The organism is Metabacillus arenae, assembly GCF_014773385.1.
In the GTDB taxonomy this organism is placed as follows: domain Bacteria; phylum Bacillota; class Bacilli; order Bacillales; family Bacillaceae; genus Metabacillus_D; species Metabacillus_D arenae.
Map to the genome: position 1 here is coordinate 1 of NZ_JACXAI010000005.1, position 23,309 is coordinate 23,309.

The window sequence follows — 23,309 nt, forward strand, 5'->3', positions numbered from 1 at the left end:
ACCTTAATAGACCTCCATCACTTAGATACTTATCAGCTTAGTCATAGTTTACTTTTTTTAATATTTCGTGTCTAAATGATTAAGGGGTCTAAAAAGTTATATTTCCACTTTTTGTTAATTAACTATAGGTGTTTTTCGTTTCTTGGGCTTTTCTGTCTAATTGCCAACTTTTTTATCCGGTTGCTTCGTTTATTGTACAGTCCTCCCCTTTTACTTTCCGTATCAGGGAATTTTCTTGCCGATTGCGGAAATTTACTGGCCAAGTTTGAAATATATTAGCCACACGGACTCTTTATTTGCCGTGGCTTGAAGCTTTTTGTCCTCTAGGGCTCTTTATTTGCCGTGGCTTGAAGCTTTTTGTCCTCTAGGGCTCTTTATTTGCTGTGGCTTGATGCTTTTTGTCCTCTAGGGCTCTTTATTTGCCGTGGCTTGATGCTTTTTGTCCTCTAGGGCTCTTTATTTGCTGCAAGTTTGAAGCATATGGTCCACTCAGTAATTTTATAGCGGTTCTGCCATACTGACTGAACAATCAAATTGTGATCTTGTTTCCCTAAGTATTAACAGGATACTTTGTATTTCAATGTGGTTTACCAAGTACTAGCTTCGAGTTTCTCCCGAACTAGCTAATGTCTAACGGAATAATCGCAAGCCGGCCATTTCTTCCTACTTCTGGCTAGAAGGTTGGGGGTTCCATGTTAAGGGGGCTATTTGTTAAAAAAGCACCTCTGCTATAAGAGATGCTTACCCTATTTCTGCAAAGACCATCCGATCTTTGCCATTAATATCAAACACGATTTCTGCTTTAGAAGTTGGGAAGGTTTCATTCAGCAGCAGCCGGACTGCTTCTCCTTGCCCTGCCCCAATTTCAAAGCCAACTAACGCTTTTGGTTTTAACACGAGCGGCAGTTCGTCCATAAATTTTCTGTAGAAATCCAGCCCATCTTCCCCTCCGGCCAAAGCACGGCTAGGTTCGTGGTCCTTTACAACTGTGGACAATTTTAACACTTCTTTGTCAGGTATATAGGGTGGATTGGATACAACGATATCTACTTTCCTTTTTTCTTGAATGATTGGCTTCAAAAGATTTCCATGAGCAAATTGTACGGTTGCACCGAGCCGCTTTGCATTTTGTGCGGCGACTTCTAAAGATTCAGGAGCGATATCAGTAGCTGTCACAAATAGATGGGGCTCTTCAAGCGCCAAAGTTACGGCAATTACCCCGCTGCCTGTGCCTACATCAACTAAATGAAGTGATTTCTTGTCAAAATGTTTAGCCATTCTTTTTAACAGACCCTCTACAAGCTCTTCTGTTTCAGGTCTTGGAATAAGGACTTCCCTATTCACCGTAAAACGTCTTCCATAAAAATCTTCATATCCCATTAAATATTGAATGGGTTCACCAGCTCCATGAAGCTTTATATCTAACACGAACGATTGATATACATTATCCGGAATGGTATCCCGCAGACTACTTAATAGGGTTGACCTGTTCATGTTTACATGATGACGAAGCAGAAGTTCTCCCGCATTTTCATCTCTTCCAGCTTCTTTTAAAAAAGAAGAAGCCCAATTGAGGGCTTCAAATATTCTGGTCATTCTAGTCTTCCGCTGCCTGTAGTCTTGATGATTGATCCTCTACAATTAGAGCGTCAATGAATTCATCAAGCTTTCCTTGCAGAATTTGGTCAAGCTTTTGAATCGTTAGACCTATACGGTGATCTGTCACACGATTCTGCGGGAAGTTATATGTCCGGATACGCTCAGAACGGTCGCCTGTTCCGACAGCTGATTTTCGAGTTTGATCATATTCTGCCTGAGCCTCTCGTTGAAATTTATCATATATCCGGGCGCGTAATACTTTCATAGCTTTTTCTTTGTTTTTTATTTGTGATTTTTCATCCTGACATGATACGACAACGCCTGTTGGCACATGAGTTAAACGAACCGCAGACATCGTTGTATTTACACTTTGTCCGCCTGGACCGCTGGATGCAAATGTATCAACGCGGATATCCTTTTCATGAATATCCACCTCAACCTCTTCTGCTTCAGGTAAGCAGGCAACCGTTGCAGTCGATGTATGGATACGGCCACCTGATTCTGTTTCAGGTACTCGCTGGACACGATGGGCACCGTTTTCAAACTTCATCTTGGAATAAGCACCTTTCCCTGTAAGCATGAAAATAATCTCTTTATAGCCTCCGGTTCCCGTTGTGCTCGCTTCAATTACTTCTGTTCTCCAGCCCTGCGCTTCTGCATATCGGCTGTACATTCGGTATAAGTCACCTGCAAACAAGGCAGCCTCGTCTCCGCCTGCTGCCCCGCGAATTTCCATAATAACGTTTTTATCGTCATTAGGGTCTTTTGGGATAAGCAAAATTTTCAGACGTTCAGAATGAGCTTCTTCCTGTTCCTCAAGTTCTGCCAATTCGTCTTTTACCATCTCTCGCATTTCTGAATCAAGCTTTTCTTCAAGCATGCTTTTTGCATCACTGATTTGCTCTTTTACAGATTTATACTCTCTATACACTTCAACAGTTTCTTGAAGATCAGACTGTTCCTTAGAATATTCTCTCAGCTTATTTGTATCATTGACCACATCAGGATCCATTAAAAGCTGATTTAATTTTTCGTATCGTTCTTCAACGGCTTGTAAACGATCTAACACGTTATTCACCTCAATTTTTCTCCATAACGTTATAATTATAGTATAGGAGAACTTTAGCGTCAAAAGCAAATTAGCAAAAACGTTTTATACTGGCCATCTAATCATTAAATTATGGCGGTATATCGTAGTTTTGAATGCTTTTATGCTTCAAAAATCAGCCTATTATTTTAACTAAAAGGAGTAGAACACATGTTTAAGAAAATCCATCACATCGCCATTATATCTTCTGATTATCAAGCTTCAAAGGATTTCTATGTGAATAAGCTGGGATTTAACGTTGTAAATGAGGTGTATCGCGAGAAAAGGGATTCCTACAAGCTTGATTTAGCGATTTCTGAAACCTATCAGATTGAGTTATTTTCTTTTCCATCTCCTCCAAAAAGAGTTTCACAGCCTGAGGCTGCCGGTTTAAGGCATTTAGCTTTTGAAGTGGATCATATCCATGAGACAGTGTCGAAGCTCTCTGACAAAGGGATTGAATGTGAACCAATTCGAATTGATGAGGAAACAGGGAAGAAGTTCACATTTTTCCAAGATCCAGACGGTTTGCCACTGGAAATCTACGAAAACTAAAACTGGCGAAACTTCACTATCTTTGCCGAATAAATACTTGTTTTGTCTTCTGGGAAGGAAAAAAGATGTAAAAAGAGAACTCCTCTTCTAAGGGGGAATGATGAATGAATACTAGTGCGGTAGCTAAAGAGCTCTCTGTTTCAACCAAAACGATTCAGCGCTGGGTCAAACAGCTTAATTTGCCAATGGAACGGAACGAACTGGGTCACTATTTTTTCACAGACAAGGACATTGACTTGTTGAGAGAAGTTCAAACACAAATTCATAACGGCGTATTATTACAGGAAATCCAAGTGACAAAACCAAAACGTACAGGGCATTTAGTAGAAAAAAAAGAAGCCACAATTGATGATGAATGGCTGGAAAGGCTGAAGGAGGTTGAAAGGAAAGTAAATGAAAAAGCGGACTCTGTCGTGTCCTACCAATTACTTCAGCACCGTCAGGAATTAGAAGAGCTTCAAGAAAAAATTAAGTCACTCCAAATGCAGCTTGATGAATTGCAGAAACAAAAAGAGCTGCTAGGGAAGGATAATCTGCTCGTATTCGACCATCCTCACAAAAAACCGAAACAAAAACGCAAAAACTTGATTAGTTCTCTTTTAAGCTTTTAAGACTAGGACGCCCCTAGTCTTATTTTTCTTTTAGCAAAAGGTTATACTATTCTTCAACATTCACTTGGATCCTATAACGGGGTAAAGCGTTTACCATTTTATCGTGAAGTTCCTTTTCCAGCTTCTTCATTTCCTTCTGAGAAAGATTTTTTTCAGAGTATACCGTTACCCTGGCATTTTTTCCGTTGATGAGAACAGGTCCGAGCTCAAGATAATCATAATCCTTTAAAGCTTCGCCAACCTTATCCTTGTCAGTATCCAAGTTGGGGCGGCTTTCGGATAAATCAATAAAATTAGGGTTTTGATTGGTATTCGTCCTTTCATCATCAAGTTCCCGTTGATACCCAGTTTCCTTTTGTCCGGAATTCATCAAATTTGTTCCATTCTTATCTTCCTCTTGGGGAATTTGTTGACCGGTTGGGCTCCAGGAACAAGCAGTTAAAGTTAAAATAAGAGCCGAAAGCAAATAAACAAAGATTTTCTTCATATGATCAAAGCACCTCCATTCATAAGGTGCCCAAAATAAACGGAAACTTTCAGGCTTTGGGAGTTTTTTAACCTCAGTTACGGGATGACCGGATAGTCTGCTTCATTGCTTTCATAGAAACCTGAAGTTTTGGCTGAGGTCTGTTGTTAAGAGGAGGATAAATAAAAATAGCAGCTGCCTCTGTAAAAATAGGAGGATAGCTGCTGTTAGGCTAAAAGCCTTTTTATGTAGAAAGAAATTAAGGCTTTTGAATTTTTGCTTGTTTCATTTGATTAGAAATTGGTTTGTTTGGAACTTCATGGTGATGTCTGCAACGGGGTTCGTATGACTCAGATGCGCCGACTAAAATAATGGGGTCATCGTAAGAAGCTGGTTTACCGTCAATTAAACGTTGAGTACGGCTTGCTGGCGAGCCGCAAACAGAGCAGACCGCTTGAAGCTTTGTTACTAATTCAGCTATTGCCATTAGCTCAGGAACTGTTCCAAATGGTTCTCCTCGGAAATCTTGATCTAGTCCTGCAACGATTACTCGATGACCTTGATTAGCCAAAAGTGTCACAGCTTCAACAATTTCGTTATCAAAAAACTGAACCTCATCGATTGCTACAACATCTGTGTTTTCCGATACGGCCTGCATGATGTCGAATGATGAGGCAATCGGTTTGCATATGACTGACGTCCCATTATGTGAGACAACAGCTTCTTCGCTGTACCGGTTATCAATTACTGGTTTGAAAACTTGTACCTTTTGTTTTGCAAATTGAGCACGTCTTACTCTGCGAATCAATTCCTCCGATTTCCCAGAAAACATACTCCCGCAGATTACTTCAAGCCATCCGGTTTGTTTCATTACATACATTCTGGTGGCCTCTCCCTTCGTTCTTCCATACTCCATAAGGTTTGGGTTATTTATCTAAATACTCCCATTTCGATGCCCATATGAAGTAACTTCGAGTGCAAAAAGCTGTTTTTTTTCGTAAAAAAACAGGCAAGGAACAGTGTCTTGCCTGTTTGTTAAACTCGATCGCTTATTTGATACCGTATTTTTTTCTGAATTTATCTACACGTCCACCTGCATCGGCGAATTTTTGACGACCTGTGTAGAATGGGTGACATTCTGAACAAACCTCAACGCGCACCTCTTCTAATACAGAACCAGTTTCAAATTCGTTACCGCAAGCACACTTCACCGTTACTTTTTTATAGTTTGGATGAATTGCTGATTTCATTCTTTTCATCTCCTTCTGCCCTGAGTCATATTCGAAACAGAGTTATCTATTTCAGATTATAAAAATCACTTGATTTTTATAAGAAACATCTGAAAGCACATGTTGAAATTATAACAAGGTTAAATTGGTTTTGCAAGGACCAACTAAATATTGTTAATCTTCTTCGTTTATTAATTTCTTCTATAGGACCCGTTACCGCCTGCCGGCTTCATTTCTGTATCCAATATGTTAAAGAACTCTTCATTTGTTTTAGATTGGCGCAGCTTTTTCATGAACTTTTCGATAAAGTCAGGAGTGTCTGACATCGTTTTTCGAATGGTCCATAGCTTTTCAAGATGATCTTTTGGAACAAGAAGCTCTTCTTTTCTTGTTCCAGAACGGCGGATATCAATCGCAGGAAAAATTCTTCTTTCGGCAAGCGAACGATCAAGATGCAATTCCATATTGCCTGTCCCTTTAAATTCCTCGTAAATAACGTCATCCATTCTGGAGCCAGTGTCAACCAATGCTGTTGCAAGGATGGTAAGGCTTCCACCCTCTTCAATGTTCCTTGCAGCCCCGAAGAACCGTTTCGGTCTATGAAAAGCAGCAGGATCAATCCCTCCAGAAAGGGTACGTCCGCTTGGCGGGATAACCAAGTTATAGGCACGCGCAAGACGAGTAATACTATCCATAAGGATAATTACATCCTTCTTGTGCTCTACTAAACGCATCGCTCGTTCTAACACTAGCTCTGCTACTTTTATGTGGTTTTCAGGGACCTCATCAAACGTTGAGCTGACAACATCTCCTGCTACTGAGCGTTCAATGTCTGTTACTTCCTCAGGACGCTCATCAATCAACAAGACGATTAGCTCAGCCTCAGGATTGTTTGTTGTAATACTATTGGCAATTTCTTTTAAAAGCATGGTTTTACCTGCTTTTGGGGGGGCTACAATCAAACCGCGCTGTCCAAAACCAACAGGAGCAATCAAATCCATAATCCTTGTCGATAAAGCTCTAGGCTGAGTTTCAAGGTAGATCTGACGATCCGGATACAATGGTGTTAAAGCCGGGAAGTGGACACGTTCTTTCGCAGATTCCGGATCATCTCCATTTACTGCTTCTACATGGAGTAAACCGTAATAGCGTTCATTCTCTTTAGGGGGACGAACTTTCCCAGATACCTTATCTCCGTTCCTCAAATCAAATCTGCGAATCTGGGATGCAGAAATATAAATATCCTCTGAGCTTGGAGAATAGTTGATTGGACGTAAAAATCCAAATCCTTCAGATTGAATGATTTCTAAAACACCCTCCATAAACAGAAGGTCTTCTTGTTCTGCATTTGCTTTTAAAATAGCAAAAATTAATTCTTTTTTTGTCAGCTTACTGTAATATGACACTTTATAATGACGAGCAAGTTCATACAGCTCTTTCAATTTCATGTTTTCAAGTGATGAAATCGAAACTTTTTTTTCACTCATATCTACACCACTCTTTTGTTAAATAAAATTTATTTGCTGCAATATAAAAAATTGCATAAGTACAAAGCAAAAACCCTGTCCTAAAAACGGATCGAACACAGTTTTACAAGTTTCACATACCATAAATTATTGTATAAAGATAATTGCTCTTCCACCCATACAAGCTTAAATTTCGAATTGAAAAGGAGTATTTTATGGATAGAGAAGGGAATGAAGATGAATACTTGAAGTAAACGAAGCAGTTTATGAATATGCAGCACTCTTTAGTTTTACCTTATTTCGACTCTTTAATCAATGGTTTTTCCGTTTTGTCATAAGAATGAAAAGGAAGCGAGTGATTGAGGTACCCGCTTCCCCCTTTAATTGGCTGTTTAAGTAAATTTTACCTGAGATTAATCATCATGATTACTCGAGAACTTTTGCGAATTTGAAGCAATTTGCGGTATACCGATTGCCTTAATTTGAAATTCCCGCTTATTCTGTCAAAAGCAATAATCATAGAAAAGTGTTTTTATTGTTAAAACTATGGTTTAATGACAAGGTTCGGCTTCTTTTTTAGGCTGTGCCGTCCATCAACAAAACGGACTGTTCCCGATTTTGCTCTCATGACAAGGGATTGGGTTGTCCCTGAAGACCCTTTAAACTGAACGCCTTTTAGCAATTCTCCGTCTGTTACTCCAGTGGCAGCAAAAATGGCGTCGTCCCCTTTTACAAGGTCTTCCATTCTAAGAATCCGGTTTACATCAACACCCATTTCCTTACACCTTGCAAGCTCTTCTTCACTTTGAGGAAGAAGCTTTCCATGGATTTCCCCGCCAAGACATTTTAAAGCCACTGCTGAAATCACACCTTCAGGCGCTCCCCCTGAACCGAATAAAATATCTACACCAGTATGATCAAATGCGGTGTTAATGGCACCTGCAACATCTCCGTCATTTATCAGTTTAATTCGGGCGCCTGCTTCCCGAAGTTCATTAATAATCCTTTCATGTCTGGAGCGATTTAAAACTGTCGCTACCACATCTTCAATATCTTTATTCTTTGCTTTTGCGACTGCTTTTAAATTGTCAATAATCGGAGCCTCAATATCAATGCAGCCGACAGCTTCAGGACCGACAGCAATCTTGTCCATATACATATCTGGTGCATTAAGCAGGTTTCCATGATCGGCTACTGCCAAAACAGCAAGGGCATTCCAGCCGCCGCTTGCAAGGATGTTTGTTCCTTCCAGTGGATCAACTGCTATATCAACCCGGGGGCCGTAGCCATTCCCAAGCTTTTCCCCTATGTAAAGCATCGGAGCTTCATCCATTTCTCCTTCCCCAATCACTACAGTCCCTTTCATTGGAACGGTATCAAAGACATCTCTCATCGCAGATGTTGCTGCATCATCCGCCTCTTCCTTTTTGCCTCTGCCCATCCAGCGTGCTGAAGCTAAAGCAGCAGCTTCTGTAACTCGAACTAGCTCCATTGATAAACTTCTTTCCATTTGTAAACCTCTCCTTATTCCCCTTGTTGTGTAGTTTTATCTTTTATTAGGGTACCAGGTACCCTGTTATAAATTTTGGAGCTGTTCGATTTCTTTTTCAGACAGCTTTTCACGCCAAACCGTTGCGCCTAGTCCATTCAATTTCTCTTCTAATTGGCTGTAGCCTCTGTCAATATGTTCAAGACCTGTAATTTCAGTTATCCCTTCTGCCATTAAGCCTGCTGCAACAAGGCATGCACCAGCTCTCAAATCACTTGCTTTTACCTTTGCTCCTTGAAGACGCGAAGGTCCTGAGATAATAGCAGAACGGCCCTCAACCTTCATATTTGCGTTCATACGGCGCAATTCATCAATATGTTTAAAACGTGCAGAATAAATGGTATCTGTAACAACGCTTGTCCCTGTTGCTTTCGTTAACAATGCTGTCATTGGCTGCTGAAGGTCCGTCGGAAAACCTGGATATACTAACGTTTTAACATCGACTGCTTTCAGTTCCTTTTGAATACCGACAATCATAATTTGGTCATTGCTTGTCTCTACATGAATGCCCATTTCCCGCAGCTTCGCAATCAATGATTCCAAATGAAGAGGAATGACATTATCAATAATGACTTCTTTCCCCATCGAAGCCCCGATAATCATATACGTTCCTGCTTCAATTCGATCGGGAATGATCGAATGACGGCATCCATGAAGCTTTTCGACCCCATCAATGCGAATAACATCTGTTCCGGCACCTTTAATTTTGGCGCCCATACTTGATAATAGCGTAGCTACATCAATAATCTCAGGCTCTTTTGCTGCATTTTCAATAATTGTTTGTCCCTTTGCCAGGACAGCCGCAAGCATAATATTAATTGTTGCTCCGACACTGACGACATCAAGGTAGATTCTGGCACCTTTTAGTTCATCAGCACGTAAGTAAATCGCACCTTGTTCATTCGTAATTTGAGCACCTAGTGCTTCAAATCCTTTAATATGCTGGTCAATTGGACGCGGACCTAAATGACATCCGCCCGGCAATCCAATAACTGCTTTTTTGAATCGGCCAAGCATAGCTCCCATTAAATAATAGGATGCACGGAGCTTTTTCACCTTCCCATTTGGCAGGGGCATTGAAATCATTGTGGAAGGATCCACATGCATTTCTCCATCCTCGAATGCCGCTTTCCCGCCAATTTCTTCAAGCAAAGCCCGGAGAATATGTACATCTGAAATATCAGGCAACCCTTCAATGATAACAGGTGACTCGGCAAGAATTGTTGCTGGAATAAGCGCAACAGCACTATTTTTAGCGCCGCTTACTCCTACTGTCCCTTTTAACGAGTACCCTCCTGCAATCTTCAACTTTTCCATGATAGTCTCCCTTCTTCTGAAGTTGACTTATAAATCTTTTCATTCATTTTAACAAATAACAAGGAAACCTGTTTATTCTTTTAAAAAAAGCCCTTTTAACAAATATTTTCCAATATCATAAGAAAGAATACAACCATTCGTCAATTTTTACCAATGATATTTGAAGAGATATAGAAGAAATCTACTGAGGGTTTAACTAGTTTATTGTAGATAAAGTGAAAATTCCTTATGTAGAGTATTTGACCTTTCCCCGCCATAAGGTGATTTGTAGATTTGTCCCTTTAGTGCGGCAAGTTATCCCCCACCTTCTTTCTTTGTTTCTTCTGAAGCTTTAGGTGGGGGTTACTACCTGCTAAGAATAAGAATGGGACCTTGAGGGGATAACTCTTAAACTAGAGTTAAAATTTTTAAAAACTGATTGCTTACAAAGTTGCCCCTTCACTTTACCCAGATTGAATATAACCTGATCTATTGTTTTCGGTTATTCCAATCAGCTAGGAATTTTTCAATCCCTTGGTCAGTTAATGGATGATGGAACAGCTGCAATAAAACTTTGTAAGGAATTGTTGCAATATGTGCACCTCTCATAGCTGCTTCTGTTACATGCATCGGGTGGCGGATAGATGCTGCAATAATCTCTGTCTCAATGTTATGAAGATAAAAAATATCATTAATTTCAGAGATTAAATCTAATCCGTTTTGACCAATATCATCTAGTCTTCCTAGAAAAGGCGATACGTAGGTTGCACCAGCTCTGGCAGCTAACAGGGCTTGATTAGCACTAAATACAAGAGTCACATTTGTCTTTATTCCTAAATCGCTGAATGCTTTTACAGCTTTTAGTCCATCTGGTGTCATGGGCACCTTCACAGTAATATTCGGCGCGATTTTTGCTAATTCTTTTCCTTCTTCAATCATTTCGTCTGCTTTTAAGGAAATAACCTCAGCACTTACAGATCCTGAAACAACACTTGTAATCTCTCTTAAGCGATCGTGAAAAGAAATATTTTCCTTGGCTACTAAACTAGGATTGGTCGTAACTCCAGAAAGCACCCCTAAGCTTAGTGCCTCTTTAATTTCGTCAAGATTTGCCGTATCAATGAAAAATTGCATAAATTACCCTCCTAGTTATTTTAAAAGTTAGGTTTTTCGCAAACAATATTACTGGCTGAAACAAAGTCTTTCACTTCGAGAGTTTAGATATCTCTTGAAGTTAGAGGTCAGATGTGAGACTAGGAGCAATCAGTGCTTCACCGATTGCATTTATTTAAAAGTCTCATTTTATGTTAATAGCAGCTGCCTCTTCAAAAGTTAAAAATGTTTGCGCTTTCTGCAAAACCTTAAGGAAACCGCCCAGCGATTGGCTAGTATCAACGCTTAGGCGGCAATCAATGATTACTGAGCTTTATTTGAAGAACCAAACTCACGCATTTTACCTTGAACTGTTTCTTTAATTGAATCGCGAGCAGGTCCTAGGTATTTACGTGGATCATATTGTTCTGGCTGATCTGCAAGAACTTGGCGAACTGTTTTTGCAGAAGCAATTTGGTTTTCAGTGTTTACATTAATTTTAGCTGTTCCGTAAGAGATCGCTTTTTGGATATCTTTTGTCGGGATACCTGTACCGCCATGCAGTACTAAAGGAACACCTGTTGCGCTGCCGATTTGTTCCATTTCAGTGAATCCAAGGTTAGGTTCACCTTTGTATGGTCCGTGAACAGAGCCAAGTGCAGGTGCTAAACAGTCAATTCCCGTACGAGTAACAAGCTCTTCACATTCTTTAGGGTCCGCATAGATCACTCCATCAGCAATAACATCATCTTCTTGTCCGCCAACAACACCAAGTTCTGCTTCAACAGATACTCCGTGGAAATGAGCAAGTTCAACTACTTTTGATGTAGTCTCAATGTTTTCTTCGAACGGATGGTGAGATGCATCAATCATAACGGACGTAAATCCAGCATGAATTGCTTTAGCACAAGATTCAAAGCTTGAACCATGGTCTAAATGGATCGCAACTGGTACAGTGATTTTGTAATCTTCCATTAAAGCTTTAACAATCGCAACAACCGTTTTAAAACCACCCATGTAACGACCTGCACCCTCAGAAACACCCAGAATAACTGGAGACTGCTCTTCCTGTGCAGCTTGCAGGATTGCTTGAGTGAACTCAAGGTTGTTTAAATTGAATTGACCGACTGCATAGCCGCCCTCTTTTGCTTTGTTCAGCATTTCTGTCATTGATACTAAAGGCATGTCGAAAGCTCCTCCTTATGTAGCTCGTTTTCTTTTGGCAAGTTTTTCAAATCATTGTTAAAAATGAAATCAACATCTACCCGCCTCATAAGGTTAGATGTTGTACTTGAAAACAAGTAGTAGTCATTTTAATAAGGATTCAGAAAACAGCCCTTTCTTTTCACGAAAAGCCCGTCATTACTAGCATGACCATAATAAGTCCTTCATATGTAAATTTAGGGAATCATCACATAGCTTTTCACATACATAAGAATACCAACTATTGCGAAAATCGGCAACATTTCGACACCAATTGTAAAAAACAAACAATTTTAATTCGATTTTATTGGCAAATACTTCTTAACTGCCCCGCGAATTTCATCAATATCAAAAGATTTTGCAAAATGAGTTAACGCACCTAAATCCTTAGACTCTTGGATCATATCTAATTCCCCGTAAGCAGTCATGATAATGACTCTTATATCCGGATCGACCACTTTCATTCTTTTTAAAATTTCTATTCCGTCCATACCAGGAATTTTCATATCCAATAGAACTAAGTCGGGAGCATGCTTCTCTACAATTTCTAATGCCTGAAATCCGCTCGCTGCCTGAAAAGTTTGATATCCTTCCTTTTGAAATACTTCATTTAAAAGAATCCGAATTCCGTATTGATCATCAACAATTAAAATTTTTTCGTCTTTCATTCTTTGACACCTCTTAGTTATTATTATGTCCGCTTGGAGTACTTATTTGAAAGAGAGCAATCCTTGTTTAAAATATTTTAATTAGCAAAATTACTTTTATTAATAACCCCATTTAAACATAATTTATCTATTCTTTTTAAGAAAACATTTTCCTGCCTTTTTAAAAAATACTTTCTCGACAATTTTTTACTTTAGTACATGCTTGTTATAATAATATAGTACTTTGAATAGAAACGGAGTGTATTTTAAATATATGCTAAAAATATTTACGACTCAATTAATAGGTCATTTAAATCGCATACAAGAAAAGGAGGAATATTCCCTTGAAGATGGCGCCCGCCTTCTTGCACAAGCAGCTGTTGGTGATGGAGATATTTATCTGTATGGGGCAGGAGAGTTAGAAGCGATTTTAATCGAGGCTATAAAAAGCAGTGAACCTTTCCCACATGCAAAAAAATTGATAGATCCAAGTGAAGTTCGTGCCGAGGACAGAGTTCTCCTTTTCTCTCATCACTCTAATGATGAAAAAGCAATTGAACTTGCTAAACAATTATCCAAAAATGGTATTCAGATTGTAGGCGTTTCAGCTGCCCTGCAAAGTGAAGAGCAAGGACTTGCTGACATTTGTGATGTCCATATTGACTCAAAACTAAAAAACGGATTAATTCCACATGAAGATGGCAGCAGATATGGTTTCCCAGCTATCATGACATCGCTCTATGTTTATTATGCCCTTCACCTGACGATAAACGAGATTTTGAATGAGTATGAGTAAGAAAAGCCGCTAGTAGCCCTTCGCTGAAAATATGGACAGATAACGGTATGAGCTAGAAAAGAATAATAAATTAAATTCCCATATTTGAACGGAAAGCGATGAGTGTCTGCCTACCAGCTACAACCTCTGGGCGAGTCGTCCAAAAGGGAAATTCTTCATTAGGCAATCAAGAAGTTCAAGATCGGAATGATTTTATGAAATCGAGCATCATACCGCGGTTATAGTGACCTGAATCGGGGGGATTTCGTGAATTCGGGCATCATCTGGCATTTCAGCAGTAGTTTAACCCAAAAAAATTAACATAAATATTCTATTCATCTTTTATCAATACTAATTTCTCAGATGAAACCCCATAAAATTAGAAAAATCATTGATTTATCGACAAAAAACATACACTACATTTTGATGTGATTTACTGTGTTTTTTTTATAGTTTGATTGTTTGTACTTATGTAGTGAACCTTTAATATATCCTTTTGTATTTAATTACTTAACCATTCGGAACTTATAATAAAAAATGGGTCTGATCCCTCAAAAGATCAGACCCATTTTTCATTGTTTCACTTGAAAATTCCAAGCGCAACTGGCTTCTTCGTTTTTTTAGCTATTTTTTTTTAACGATGCTCCGATAAATTCACGGAATAGCGGCTGTGGTCTTGTCGGTCTTGAAGTAAATTCCGGGTGGAATTGTGAAGCTACAAACCAAGGGTGGTCCTTCAATTCAATGACTTCGACTAATCGGCCATCAGGGCTTGTCCCTGAGAACATGAAGCCTGCATCTTCCATTAGCTGGCGGTATTCATTATTAAACTCATAGCGATGACGATGACGCTCATATACTACTTCATCTTGGTAAGCCTCATAGGCTTTAGATGTTTCGTCTAATTTACATGGATATAATCCTAAACGCAAAGTACCGCCCAAATCTTCAATATCCTTTTGTTCAGGTAATAAGTCAATAATTGCATTTGGAGTTAACGGATCAAGCTCAGATGAATGAGCGCCCTCTAATCCCAATACATTTCTTGCAAATTCAATGGAGGCTACTTGCATTCCCAAACAAATGCCTAAGAACGGGATCTTGTTTTCGCGGGCAAATTTTGTCGTAATAATTTTCCCTTCCACACCACGATCGCCAAATCCGCCTGGAACTAAAATTCCATCTACATCCTTCATTTGCTCACTAATATTTTCGGATGTAACAAGCTCTGAGTTGATCCATTTAATATCTACATCTGCGTCATATGCATATCCTGCATGACGGAGCGCCTCGACGACAGAAATATAGGCATCTTGAAGCTCAACATACTTTCCGACAAGTGCAATTCTTGTTTTCTTAGAAAGGTGTGTAACTTTTTTAACAAGCTCTTTCCATTCCGTCATATCTGCTTCAAGGCATTCCATTTTTAAATGTTCGCAAGTAATTGTATCTAAATGTTGCTCCTGCAATGACAATGGAACAGAATATAAAGTTTCAGCATCTCCAGCTTCGATAACTGCTTTTGAATCAATGTCACAAAATAACGCAATTTTGTCTTTCATGTCTTGAGAAATTGGCATTTCTGTACGGACAACTATAACATTTGGCTGTATGCCAAGACTGCGCAATTCCTTAACAGAATGTTGTGTCGGCTTTGTTTTCATTTCTCCTGCTGCCTTTAAATATGGCACAAGTGTACAGTGGATATACATGACATTGTCCCGGCCGATATCGCTTTTGATTTGACGGATCGCTTCTAGAAATGGCAATGACTCGATGTCCCCCACCGTTCCGCCGATTTCCGTAATAACAACGTCTGCTCCAGTTTCCTTCCCTGCACGAAATACCTTGTCTTTAATTTCATTTGTAATGTGAGGAATAACTTGAACTGTGCCGCCGAGGTAATCTCCGCGTCTTTCTTTACGTAAAACAGTGGAGTAAATCTTTCCAGTAGTTACATTGCTGTACTTATTCAGATTAATATCAATAAAACGCTCATAGTGACCTAAGTCAAGATCCGTTTCTGCGCCGTCATCTGTCACGAAAACCTCCCCATGCTGATATGGGCTCATTGTTCCCGGATCCACGTTAATGTACGGATCAAACTTCTGGATGGTCACATTTAACCCGCGATTCTTCAACAACCTGCCAAGAGAAGCTGCTGTGATTCCTTTTCCTAAAGAAGATACAACGCCACCTGTTACGAATATATATTTTGTCATTTACTGTACTCCTCCCTAAAAACACCTAATCTTAACATGTACTAAATTTCTTTAAAAATGAGGGGATATATTTAGAAAAACGCTTCGCGTTTACCTAGAAATAAGAGGTCAGAAGCCTGATTCGTGAAAATCAGTGAAAATGCTGATTTCTTTTTATAAGTAACCACCTATACCTTTTTACTTTGATGAACTTCAACTTTCTAAAATAAAGGCAATCCGTATCTCTTCTAGAAATGAGAAATCGGAGGTCGGATTTTGAGGAAATCTGCGAACAAGCCGATTTCATTTAATAAAATTAACCACCTATACCAATATATCGCTTTAAGCGAATTTAAAATAAGAAAGCTCCCTTTCAATTTCTTGAAAGGGAGCATATTTATTATATAAAAAAAATTTTTACGCTTTTTTAAGAGCCCAAATAAAATACTACTCACTTCAATATGAAAAGTCAAGAAGATCTTTTTTAGTCATTTTCCTCATCTTCATCATCTTCCAAATTATCATCGTCGTCTTCCATATCTTCGAAATCATCATCAATAAGATCGTCATCTTCTAGGTCCTCATCTTCATCTAACTCGTCATCTTCCAAATCCTCGTCAAGATCACTTTCTTCAAAGTCCTCATCATCGTCATCATAATCAACAGCTTCATCTTCCATCTCTTCGTAGTCGTCAAGGTCTTCTTCTTTGACCTTTTTCGATTTTTTCTTTTTAGTTTTGACAACATGCTGAGTCTCTTCTTCAAGCTGATCATATGGGTACCAGCTTCTTAAGCCCCAAGAACCATCAGATAGCATAATAAAGCGCCCATCAATATTTAGATCTGTGTAAAATTGTGGAATGCGCTCCTCCAGCTCTTCCTGACTTAATCCAAGCAGCTGCTTTAATTCTTTTATTAAATCTGTAAATTGAACCGGCTTTCTTTTTTCCTCAAAAAGCAAGTAAGCTAATTCTACTAGAGCCGTTTCTTTTAATTCCTCAGGTGAATATTGAGATAGTTTCAAGTTTAGGCACTCCCTTTCTGGTGATTCATCTATCTTTTTAAGGCTGTTTTCACAAACTTTGTTACTATTTAAATAAAGTTTATCCCTTTGAAAGTAAAGATAACTTATAAAGGTAATCGGCGTGATGTTAGGCTTGAAGGAATCGGCGACGCCTTTACTTAAATGTCCCTATAAGTTTATAGCAACAATCGCTTAGCAAGGGCCTTTATTAATGAAGCGAAATGGGACTGGTCATTTTATCCCCTATTAGGTATTTAGCGTGATAAACCGCGCTATCAATTAGTTCTATTAACCTCAGCATGGGATGCTGAGGGCAGTTTCCTTTATTTCGCACTATGTATCTAGCGGTATTGCTGCAAACCATACCATTCATTATAAACAAATTCTAATACTTTATGCTACCTTAATTCTTCTTAATTTGAAATTTATCTTGATTCTTTTTCTAAATGGTTTTTTAAACGATAAATCATATGAATATCGTTTGGTTCTCGTTCAAATAATTCAGGGTTTAGCTCATCAGTCAGCTTACATCCATACTTTAAATAAAAATCAACAGCAGAATTTGTTTCAGTTGCAGATATGTATAGGAAGGCTGCCCCTTTTTTAATAGCCAGATCACACATAAAATCCATTAACTGTGCTGCTATACCCCTTCTTCTATACCCATTACTCACATATAAAAAAGCCATTTGAAGCTGATTTTTATTTTCCCCAATCAAAGAGTTTCCAAGAACAGAGACGCCTGCAAGCTTAGGACCATCAAAAGCTCCAATAAGTTTGCCTCCTTGTGCAAGAATGGGTGTTAGCAACTTGATATTGGCTTCGTTCGTTTCTGAAGACCAATTTGAGATGGTCTTTTTCATAGGGACTTTGATTAAACTGCCGTTTTTATTGCGGTAAATAGACTCTATCTCTTCGGAGCGGTCAATTTCAGTTATACGGTTGAGGTCTTTGTGTTTCATTAGTTGTATGGAAATCATAGATACTCTCTTCCTAAGGAATGATATATGAGTATTCTGTGTTGACGCTTTAATTCCTTTTATTTTTTCAAAATAAGTTCTGCCGAGAGGATGACAAGCTATATAGAAATTTGCTCAGCCGATTTTAACATTCGTTCTGCCATGATCAATAAAGAACGAAAAGCTCAGAGTGCTAGTCCTTCAGCGACAAGCACAAGGCGTGACTTGATCCGGGTTTTACGTTTTCTTGCAGTTTGATGCCATTTATGGATATTCTCCCGGCGTTTATAATCATCGCAAAAATCCATTTACAAAAGTTTGTCTTCATACATGAAAATACCACATTATCAAGGCTTGAAGCAGGGTAAAACTTTTACAACTTTTACATATTAAAAGAAAGCCTTATCCACTTTCGCTGGGTAAGGCCCGCTTTATTATTATTACATGTTTCTCCGGTATTGCCCTCCTACCTCGTATAGGGCATGGGTAATTTGGCCGAGGCTGGCTACATTAACTGTTTCCATTAGTTCTGCAAAGATGTTGCCGCCTGAGATGGCAGTATGCTTCAGACGGTTCAGAGCTTCATCTGCTTGATCTTTATTGCTATCTTGGAAAGATGTTAAATTTATTATTTGTGTTTCTTTCTCTTCCTTTGTCGCTCTTGCAATTTCCATGCCATCAAGCTGTTCTTCTGATGGAGGGTTTGGATTTAGGTACGTGTTGACTCCGATTATCGGAAGCTCGCCGGTATGCTTTTTCATTTCATAGAACATGGATTCTTCTTGAATTTTCCCCCGTTGGTATTGTGTTTCCATTGCTCCAAGGACACCGCCTCGTTCGTTGATAGCGTCAAATTCCCGAAGAACTGCCTCTTCAACCAGGTCGGTTAGTTCTTCAATTATAAATGAGCCTTGCAGAGGGTTTTCATTTTTCGTTAGGCCGTGTTCTTTTGTAATAATCATTTGGATGGCCATTGCACGTCTTACTGATTCTTCTGTTGGGGTTGTGATCGCTTCATCATAGGCATTCGTATGAAGCGAATTGCAGTTATCATGTAAGGCCATTAATGCTTGCAGCGTTGTACGGATATCATTAAAATCTATTTCTTGAGCGTGCAGCGAGCGGCCGGAGGTTTGAACATGATATTTTAATTTCTGGCTGCGCTCATTGGCACCATATTTATTCTTCATAACGGTTGACCAGATTCTCCTTGCCACCCGGCCGATTACAGTATATTCAGGATCTAATCCATTGCTGAAAAAGAACGACAGATTTGGTGCAAAATGATCGATATTCATTCCACGGCTTAAATAATACTCAACATACGTAAATCCATTGGCTAGTGTAAAGGCAAGCTGAGAAATTGGATTTGCTCCCGCTTCAGCAATGTGATAGCCGGAAATCGAAACAGAATAATAGTTTCTGACTTTCTCATTGATGAAATATTCTTGGATATCGCCCATCATTCGAAGAGCGAATTCTGTTGAGAAAATACAAGTGTTTTGACCTTGGTCCTCTTTTAATATGTCTGCCTGCACTGTTCCCCGTACGGTTTGAAGCGTTTTTGCTTTTACTTCGGCAAATTCTTCCTTCGTTAACTGTCTTCCCAGCTCTGCTTGTTTAGCTTCAACTTGCTGCTTGATCGCCGTATTCATAAACATTGCTAGAATGATTGGCGCAGGCCCATTGATTGTCATCGACACGGATGTGGATGGTGCGCACAGGTCAAACCCTGCATACAGCTTATTCATATCACTTAATGTACAAATACTTACACCGCTTTCTCCAACCTTCCCAAAAATATCAGGGCGATATGCCGGATCCTCTCCATAAAGCGTGACCGAATCAAATGCAGTGCTAAGGCGTTTCGCTGTATCATCCTTTGATAAGTAATGGAAACGGCGATTTGTTCTTTCTGGTGTTCCTTCACCAGCAAATTGGCGCTTCGGATCCTCGCCTTCTCGTTTAAACGGAAATACTCCTGCTGTATATGGGAACGCACCTGGGACATTTTCACGGTAAACCCAATGAACAATATCTCCATAATCTTTAAATTTTGGCAATGAAATTTTAGGAATTTGCAGGCCTGCCAATGATTTTGTTTTGAGTTTCGTTCGAATTTCTTTATCCCGAATCTTCACTACAAATTCATCTGCGGCATACTTTTCCTTCGTCTCCTGCCATGACTCAATAATATGCTTTGTTTCATGGTTTAGCTGCTCTTTTATACGTTCCTTCATCGCCTCCAGCGATGCTACCAATTCCTCATTTTTTTCAGTTTCCCTTACAGTCTTCAATGCCCCTTCAAGCTGATAAAATTTACGGGCTAGTTCTGCTTCTATTTCAGACTGCTTATGATAATTCCGAACCGTTTCACTAATCTCTCTCAAGTAGTATCTTCTTTCTGGAGGAATGATGACATTTTGTTTTTCTACTTCTTTTACAGTCGCTAAATCTGTTGACCATTGTTTCGATGCCTTTGTTTTAATAAGGTCTAAAAGGGCAACAAATAAAGTGTTGGTACCAGGATCATTAAATTGGCTGGCAATCGTGCCGTATATTGGCAGATCATCCAATTCTTTATCAAATAATAAATGGCTGCGCTGGTATTGTTTTTGAACTTGGGTTTTCGCATCCTCTGACCCTTTTCGCTCAAACTTATTTATAACAATAAGGTCGGCAAAGTCTATCATATCAATTTTTTCCAGCTGTGAAGGTGCTCCAAATTCACTTGTCATCACATACATGGAAATGTCACAAATGTTTGTAATTTCAGCGTCCCCTTGACCGATCCCGCTCGTTTCGATTATTACAAGGTCATATCCTGCGCCCTTCACGACGGCTATTGCATCTTGAATCGCAAGAGAAAGCTCAGATCGGGAAGACCTCGTAGCTAAGCTTCTCATAAACACGCGACGATTAAAAATGGCATTCATCCGAATACGGTCCCCGAGCAGCGCACCGCCTGTCTTCTGTTTGGTCGGGTCTATGGAAAGGACAGCGAGCTTCATTTCCGGTACTTCATTTAAAAACCTTCGGACCAGTTCATCAGTAAGGGAGCTTTTCCCTGCTCCGCCAGTTCCGGTTATTCCAATAACTGGTGCATCAGAATCTAGTCCCTTCACTTGTGAAAAAACCTTTTCAGCAGCTGCTGCCACTTCCTCTGGAGCGTGGATATTTGCTTCAGCAAGAGTGATGAGTTTTGCTGCAGCTTTCACATCACCTTGCTTTAGTCGTTCTACTTCATCTTCAAGCTGAGTAATTGTGGGAAAGTCACACTCTTTTATTATTTGGTTGATCATACCTTGCAGCCCATGCTGCCTTCCATCTTCTGGAGAAAAAATCCGGGCAATTCCGTATTCGTGGAGATCTTTTATTTCCCTAGGAATAATCACTCCGCCCCCCCCTCCATATATCCGGATGTGGGAAGCCCCTTTTTCTTGAAGAAGATCATACATATATTTGAAAAATTCAACATGACCACCTTGATAAGATGAGATTGCGATCCCTTGCACATCCTCCTGAATTGCCGCTTGAACAATTTCTTCAACAGAACGGTTATGGCCAAGATGAATAACCTCAGCCCCGCTGCTTTGTAAAATTCTGCGCATAATATTAATCGAAGCATCATGACCATCAAATAAACTGGATGCTGTAACAAATCTAACCGCATGCTTTGGGCGGTAAATGTCTGCCTTTTGCATCTAAACTCCCCCTCTGAGTGACATAATTACGAAATAATCCCTCGTAAAATCAGCTTTGTTTGCCATTCAATATACTCATCGATTGTATATTGCTTTTGCAATACCCATCTTCTAAATCCCCACATTTGCCCTTGAACAATAATGTTATGTGCTAGTAAATTTTTTTCTTGTTCATTTAACTGCAGTTCCCCTTTATCAATACAGCTTTCAATAACACGCTCAAACATGCTTGCCATTTCGTTCTCTTTTTGCAAAACATATGGCAAAGCTTCCTTAGAAAGGGACTTTGCCTCTTGATACATGACAAGCACTTCATCCTGCATGTCATTAACAACCCGAAAATAATTGCTGATCGCAAGCTTCAAGCTTTCGATTGTTCCTTGCTTTATATCTATGTTTTTTTCCAACCGCTCTCTAACCTCATCGTAGATTGTGTCACAGACAAGGTATAATACATCTTCCTTTTGTCTGATATATTCATATAATGTTCCAATGCTAAAGCCTGATGCCTTTGCGATTTCCCGAGTTGTTGAGCGATGAAATCCCTTTTCTTTAAAAAGGGTAACGGCCCCTTTGATCATTTGGTCTCGACGCATTTTTACTAAACGCTCATCCTTTACAGAGGCAGGCACTTCTCGTCTGGTCATATGTTTTCACCCTTCACTTCGTCAGCATTCTTGAGATAACTAGCCTTTGAATCTCTTGAGTACCTTCGTAGATTTGCGTTATTTTTGCGTCGCGCATGTATCGTTCAACCGGGTAATCCTTTGTATAACCGTATCCTCCAAATACTTGGACAGCCTCTGTTGTTACCTTCATCGCGGTATCTCCTGCAAAAAGCTTTGACATGGCCGATTCTTTTCCATAAGACACTCCTTCTGATTCAAGCCAGGCAGCCTGATAGGTTAAAAGACGGGAAGCCTCTATACTTGTTGCCATATCTGCCAGCTTAAAACTTATCCCTTGCTGCGTAGCAATCGGTTTGCCAAATTGAACCCGCTCTTTTGCATAGGCAACGGAAGCATCCAAAGCACCTTGAGCAATTCCAACAGCCTGAGCCGCAATCCCGTTACGACCTCCGTCCAGTGTCATCATTGCAACCTTAAAGCCTTCTCCTTCCTTACCAAGCAAATTCTCCTTTGGAACGATACAATCTTCAAAAATAATTTCAGTTGTTGGTGATGATCGAATTCCCAGTTTGCTTTCCTTTTTCCCTACTGAAAACCCAGAAAAGTCTTTTTCTATTATGAATGCACTTGTTCCGTGATGCTTGTCTTCTGGGTTTGTTAGGGCAAAAACAATATATATATCTGCATACCCGCCATTTGTGATAAAAATTTTCGTACCATTTAGAACATAATGATCCCCATTAAGGCGTGCTGATGTCCTCATCCCGCCTGCATCTGACCCTGAACCAGGCTCTGTTAACCCGTATGCCCCAATTTTCTTCCCTTGAGCCATTGGTTTTAAATATTTTTGTTTTTGCTCCTCGGTTCCAAATTTAAAGACAGGCCAGCCGGCCAGCGATGTGTGAGCTGAAAGAGTTACACCCGTTGATGCACATACTCTTGAAAGCTCTTCAACTGCAATTACATAGGCTAAGTAATCACTCCCAATTCCTCCGTATTTCTCTGGCCATGGAATGCCTGCCAAGCCTAGACCTGCCATTTTATCGAAAATTTCACGATCAAACCGCTCTTCTTCATCACGTTCTGCAGCACTTGGCTCTACCTCGTTTTTAGCAAAATCACGAACCATTTTTCGAATCATTTCATGTTCTTCCGATAATTTAAAAAACATTTTCTCATCCCCTTAAAAGCCTTTGAATTCACCCTACCCTGCATTC

The 23,309-nt window shown here is 39.6% G+C and carries 20 protein-coding genes; 3 read left to right on the forward strand and 17 right to left on the reverse strand.

Going from position 1 to position 23,309, the window contains the following annotated elements; all coding sequences use genetic code 11:
* Nucleotides 1-741: 741 nt before the first annotated feature.
* Together prmC and prfA are read right to left on the reverse strand one after the other, a co-directional pair.
* Complete coding sequence (gene prmC / locus IC621_RS05490) at nt 742-1,596, reverse strand: peptide chain release factor N(5)-glutamine methyltransferase (RefSeq protein ID WP_191156559.1); 855 nt, start codon at nt 1,594-1,596, stop codon at nt 742-744.
* 1 nt (nt 1,597) lies between these two features.
* Nucleotides 1,598-2,668 carry a peptide chain release factor 1 gene (prfA, locus tag IC621_RS05495; protein ID WP_191156884.1) on the reverse strand — a complete coding sequence of 357 codons (1,071 nt, stop codon included), beginning with the start codon at nt 2,666-2,668 and terminating at the stop codon, nt 1,598-1,600.
* Between the two features lie 189 nt (nt 2,669-2,857).
* Here prfA and gloA2 point away from each other — a divergent pair, with 189 nt between their 5' ends.
* Nucleotides 2,858-3,241, forward strand: coding sequence for an SMU1112c/YaeR family gloxylase I-like metalloprotein (gene gloA2 / locus IC621_RS05500; protein WP_191156561.1), 384 nt, complete (start codon nt 2,858-2,860; stop codon nt 3,239-3,241).
* A 104-nt stretch (nt 3,242-3,345) separates the two neighbouring features.
* The gene (locus tag IC621_RS05505; protein ID WP_191156562.1) at nt 3,346-3,852 is read left to right on the forward strand and encodes a MerR family transcriptional regulator; all 507 of its coding nucleotides are present in this window, start codon (nt 3,346-3,348) and stop codon (nt 3,850-3,852) included.
* A gap of 46 nt (nt 3,853-3,898) precedes the next feature.
* On the opposite strand, the gene IC621_RS05510 is transcribed toward IC621_RS05505, so the two are convergent.
* The 9 genes from IC621_RS05510 to IC621_RS05550 form a co-directional block, all read right to left on the reverse strand.
* Nucleotides 3,899-4,339 carry a hypothetical protein gene (locus IC621_RS05510; protein ID WP_191156563.1) on the reverse strand — a complete coding sequence of 147 codons (441 nt, stop codon included), beginning with the start codon at nt 4,337-4,339 and terminating at the stop codon, nt 3,899-3,901.
* Between the two features lie 238 nt (nt 4,340-4,577).
* Complete coding sequence (locus tag IC621_RS05515) at nt 4,578-5,198, reverse strand: thymidine kinase (protein WP_191156564.1); 621 nt, start codon at nt 5,196-5,198, stop codon at nt 4,578-4,580.
* 169 nt (nt 5,199-5,367) lie between these two features.
* Nucleotides 5,368-5,568 (reverse strand): 50S ribosomal protein L31, encoded by a 201-nt coding sequence (gene rpmE / locus IC621_RS05520; protein WP_191156565.1) that lies wholly within the window; start codon nt 5,566-5,568, stop codon nt 5,368-5,370.
* A gap of 170 nt (nt 5,569-5,738) precedes the next feature.
* Complete coding sequence (gene rho / locus IC621_RS05525; protein WP_191156566.1) at nt 5,739-7,034, reverse strand: transcription termination factor Rho; 1,296 nt, start codon at nt 7,032-7,034, stop codon at nt 5,739-5,741.
* A 523-nt stretch (nt 7,035-7,557) separates the two neighbouring features.
* On the reverse strand, nt 7,558-8,523 hold the full coding sequence (glpX, locus tag IC621_RS05530) for a class II fructose-bisphosphatase (RefSeq protein ID WP_191156567.1): 966 nt from the start codon (nt 8,521-8,523) through the stop codon (nt 7,558-7,560).
* 66 nt (nt 8,524-8,589) lie between these two features.
* Nucleotides 8,590-9,879, reverse strand: a complete 1,290-nt coding sequence (locus tag IC621_RS05535) for a UDP-N-acetylglucosamine 1-carboxyvinyltransferase (RefSeq protein WP_191156569.1) — start codon at nt 9,877-9,879, stop codon at nt 8,590-8,592.
* 468 nt (nt 9,880-10,347) lie between these two features.
* The gene (fsa, locus tag IC621_RS05540) at nt 10,348-10,992 is read right to left on the reverse strand and encodes a fructose-6-phosphate aldolase (protein ID WP_191156571.1); all 645 of its coding nucleotides are present in this window, start codon (nt 10,990-10,992) and stop codon (nt 10,348-10,350) included.
* 282 nt (nt 10,993-11,274) lie between these two features.
* The gene (locus IC621_RS05545; protein ID WP_191156574.1) at nt 11,275-12,135 is read right to left on the reverse strand and encodes a class II fructose-bisphosphate aldolase; all 861 of its coding nucleotides are present in this window, start codon (nt 12,133-12,135) and stop codon (nt 11,275-11,277) included.
* 311 nt (nt 12,136-12,446) lie between these two features.
* Nucleotides 12,447-12,821, reverse strand: coding sequence for a response regulator (locus IC621_RS05550; protein ID WP_191156576.1), 375 nt, complete (start codon nt 12,819-12,821; stop codon nt 12,447-12,449).
* 253 nt (nt 12,822-13,074) lie between these two features.
* Between IC621_RS05550 and IC621_RS05555 the strand changes: the two genes are divergently transcribed.
* Nucleotides 13,075-13,596 (forward strand): DUF2529 domain-containing protein, encoded by a 522-nt coding sequence (locus IC621_RS05555; RefSeq protein WP_191156578.1) that lies wholly within the window; start codon nt 13,075-13,077, stop codon nt 13,594-13,596.
* Nucleotides 13,597-14,195: 599 nt separating this feature from the next.
* On the opposite strand, the gene IC621_RS05560 is transcribed toward IC621_RS05555, so the two are convergent.
* The 6 genes from IC621_RS05560 to IC621_RS05585 form a co-directional block, all read right to left on the reverse strand.
* A complete protein-coding gene (locus tag IC621_RS05560) occupies nt 14,196-15,797 on the reverse strand; it encodes a CTP synthase (protein ID WP_191156580.1) in 1,602 nt (533 codons plus the stop codon).
* 463 nt (nt 15,798-16,260) lie between these two features.
* Nucleotides 16,261-16,800, reverse strand: a complete 540-nt coding sequence (gene rpoE / locus IC621_RS05565) for a DNA-directed RNA polymerase subunit delta (RefSeq protein WP_191156582.1) — start codon at nt 16,798-16,800, stop codon at nt 16,261-16,263.
* A gap of 425 nt (nt 16,801-17,225) precedes the next feature.
* On the reverse strand, nt 17,226-17,780 hold the full coding sequence (locus IC621_RS05570) for a GNAT family N-acetyltransferase (RefSeq protein WP_191156584.1): 555 nt from the start codon (nt 17,778-17,780) through the stop codon (nt 17,226-17,228).
* 419 nt (nt 17,781-18,199) lie between these two features.
* Nucleotides 18,200-21,463 carry a fused isobutyryl-CoA mutase/GTPase IcmF gene (gene icmF / locus IC621_RS05575; protein ID WP_191156586.1) on the reverse strand — a complete coding sequence of 1,088 codons (3,264 nt, stop codon included), beginning with the start codon at nt 21,461-21,463 and terminating at the stop codon, nt 18,200-18,202.
* 26 nt (nt 21,464-21,489) lie between these two features.
* Nucleotides 21,490-22,110, reverse strand: coding sequence for a TetR/AcrR family transcriptional regulator (locus IC621_RS05580; RefSeq protein WP_191156588.1), 621 nt, complete (start codon nt 22,108-22,110; stop codon nt 21,490-21,492).
* 13 nt (nt 22,111-22,123) lie between these two features.
* Entirely contained in the window at nt 22,124-23,263 is a 1,140-nt protein-coding gene (locus IC621_RS05585; RefSeq protein ID WP_191156590.1) for an acyl-CoA dehydrogenase, read from the reverse strand.
* Nucleotides 23,264-23,309: the final 46 nt, after the last annotated feature.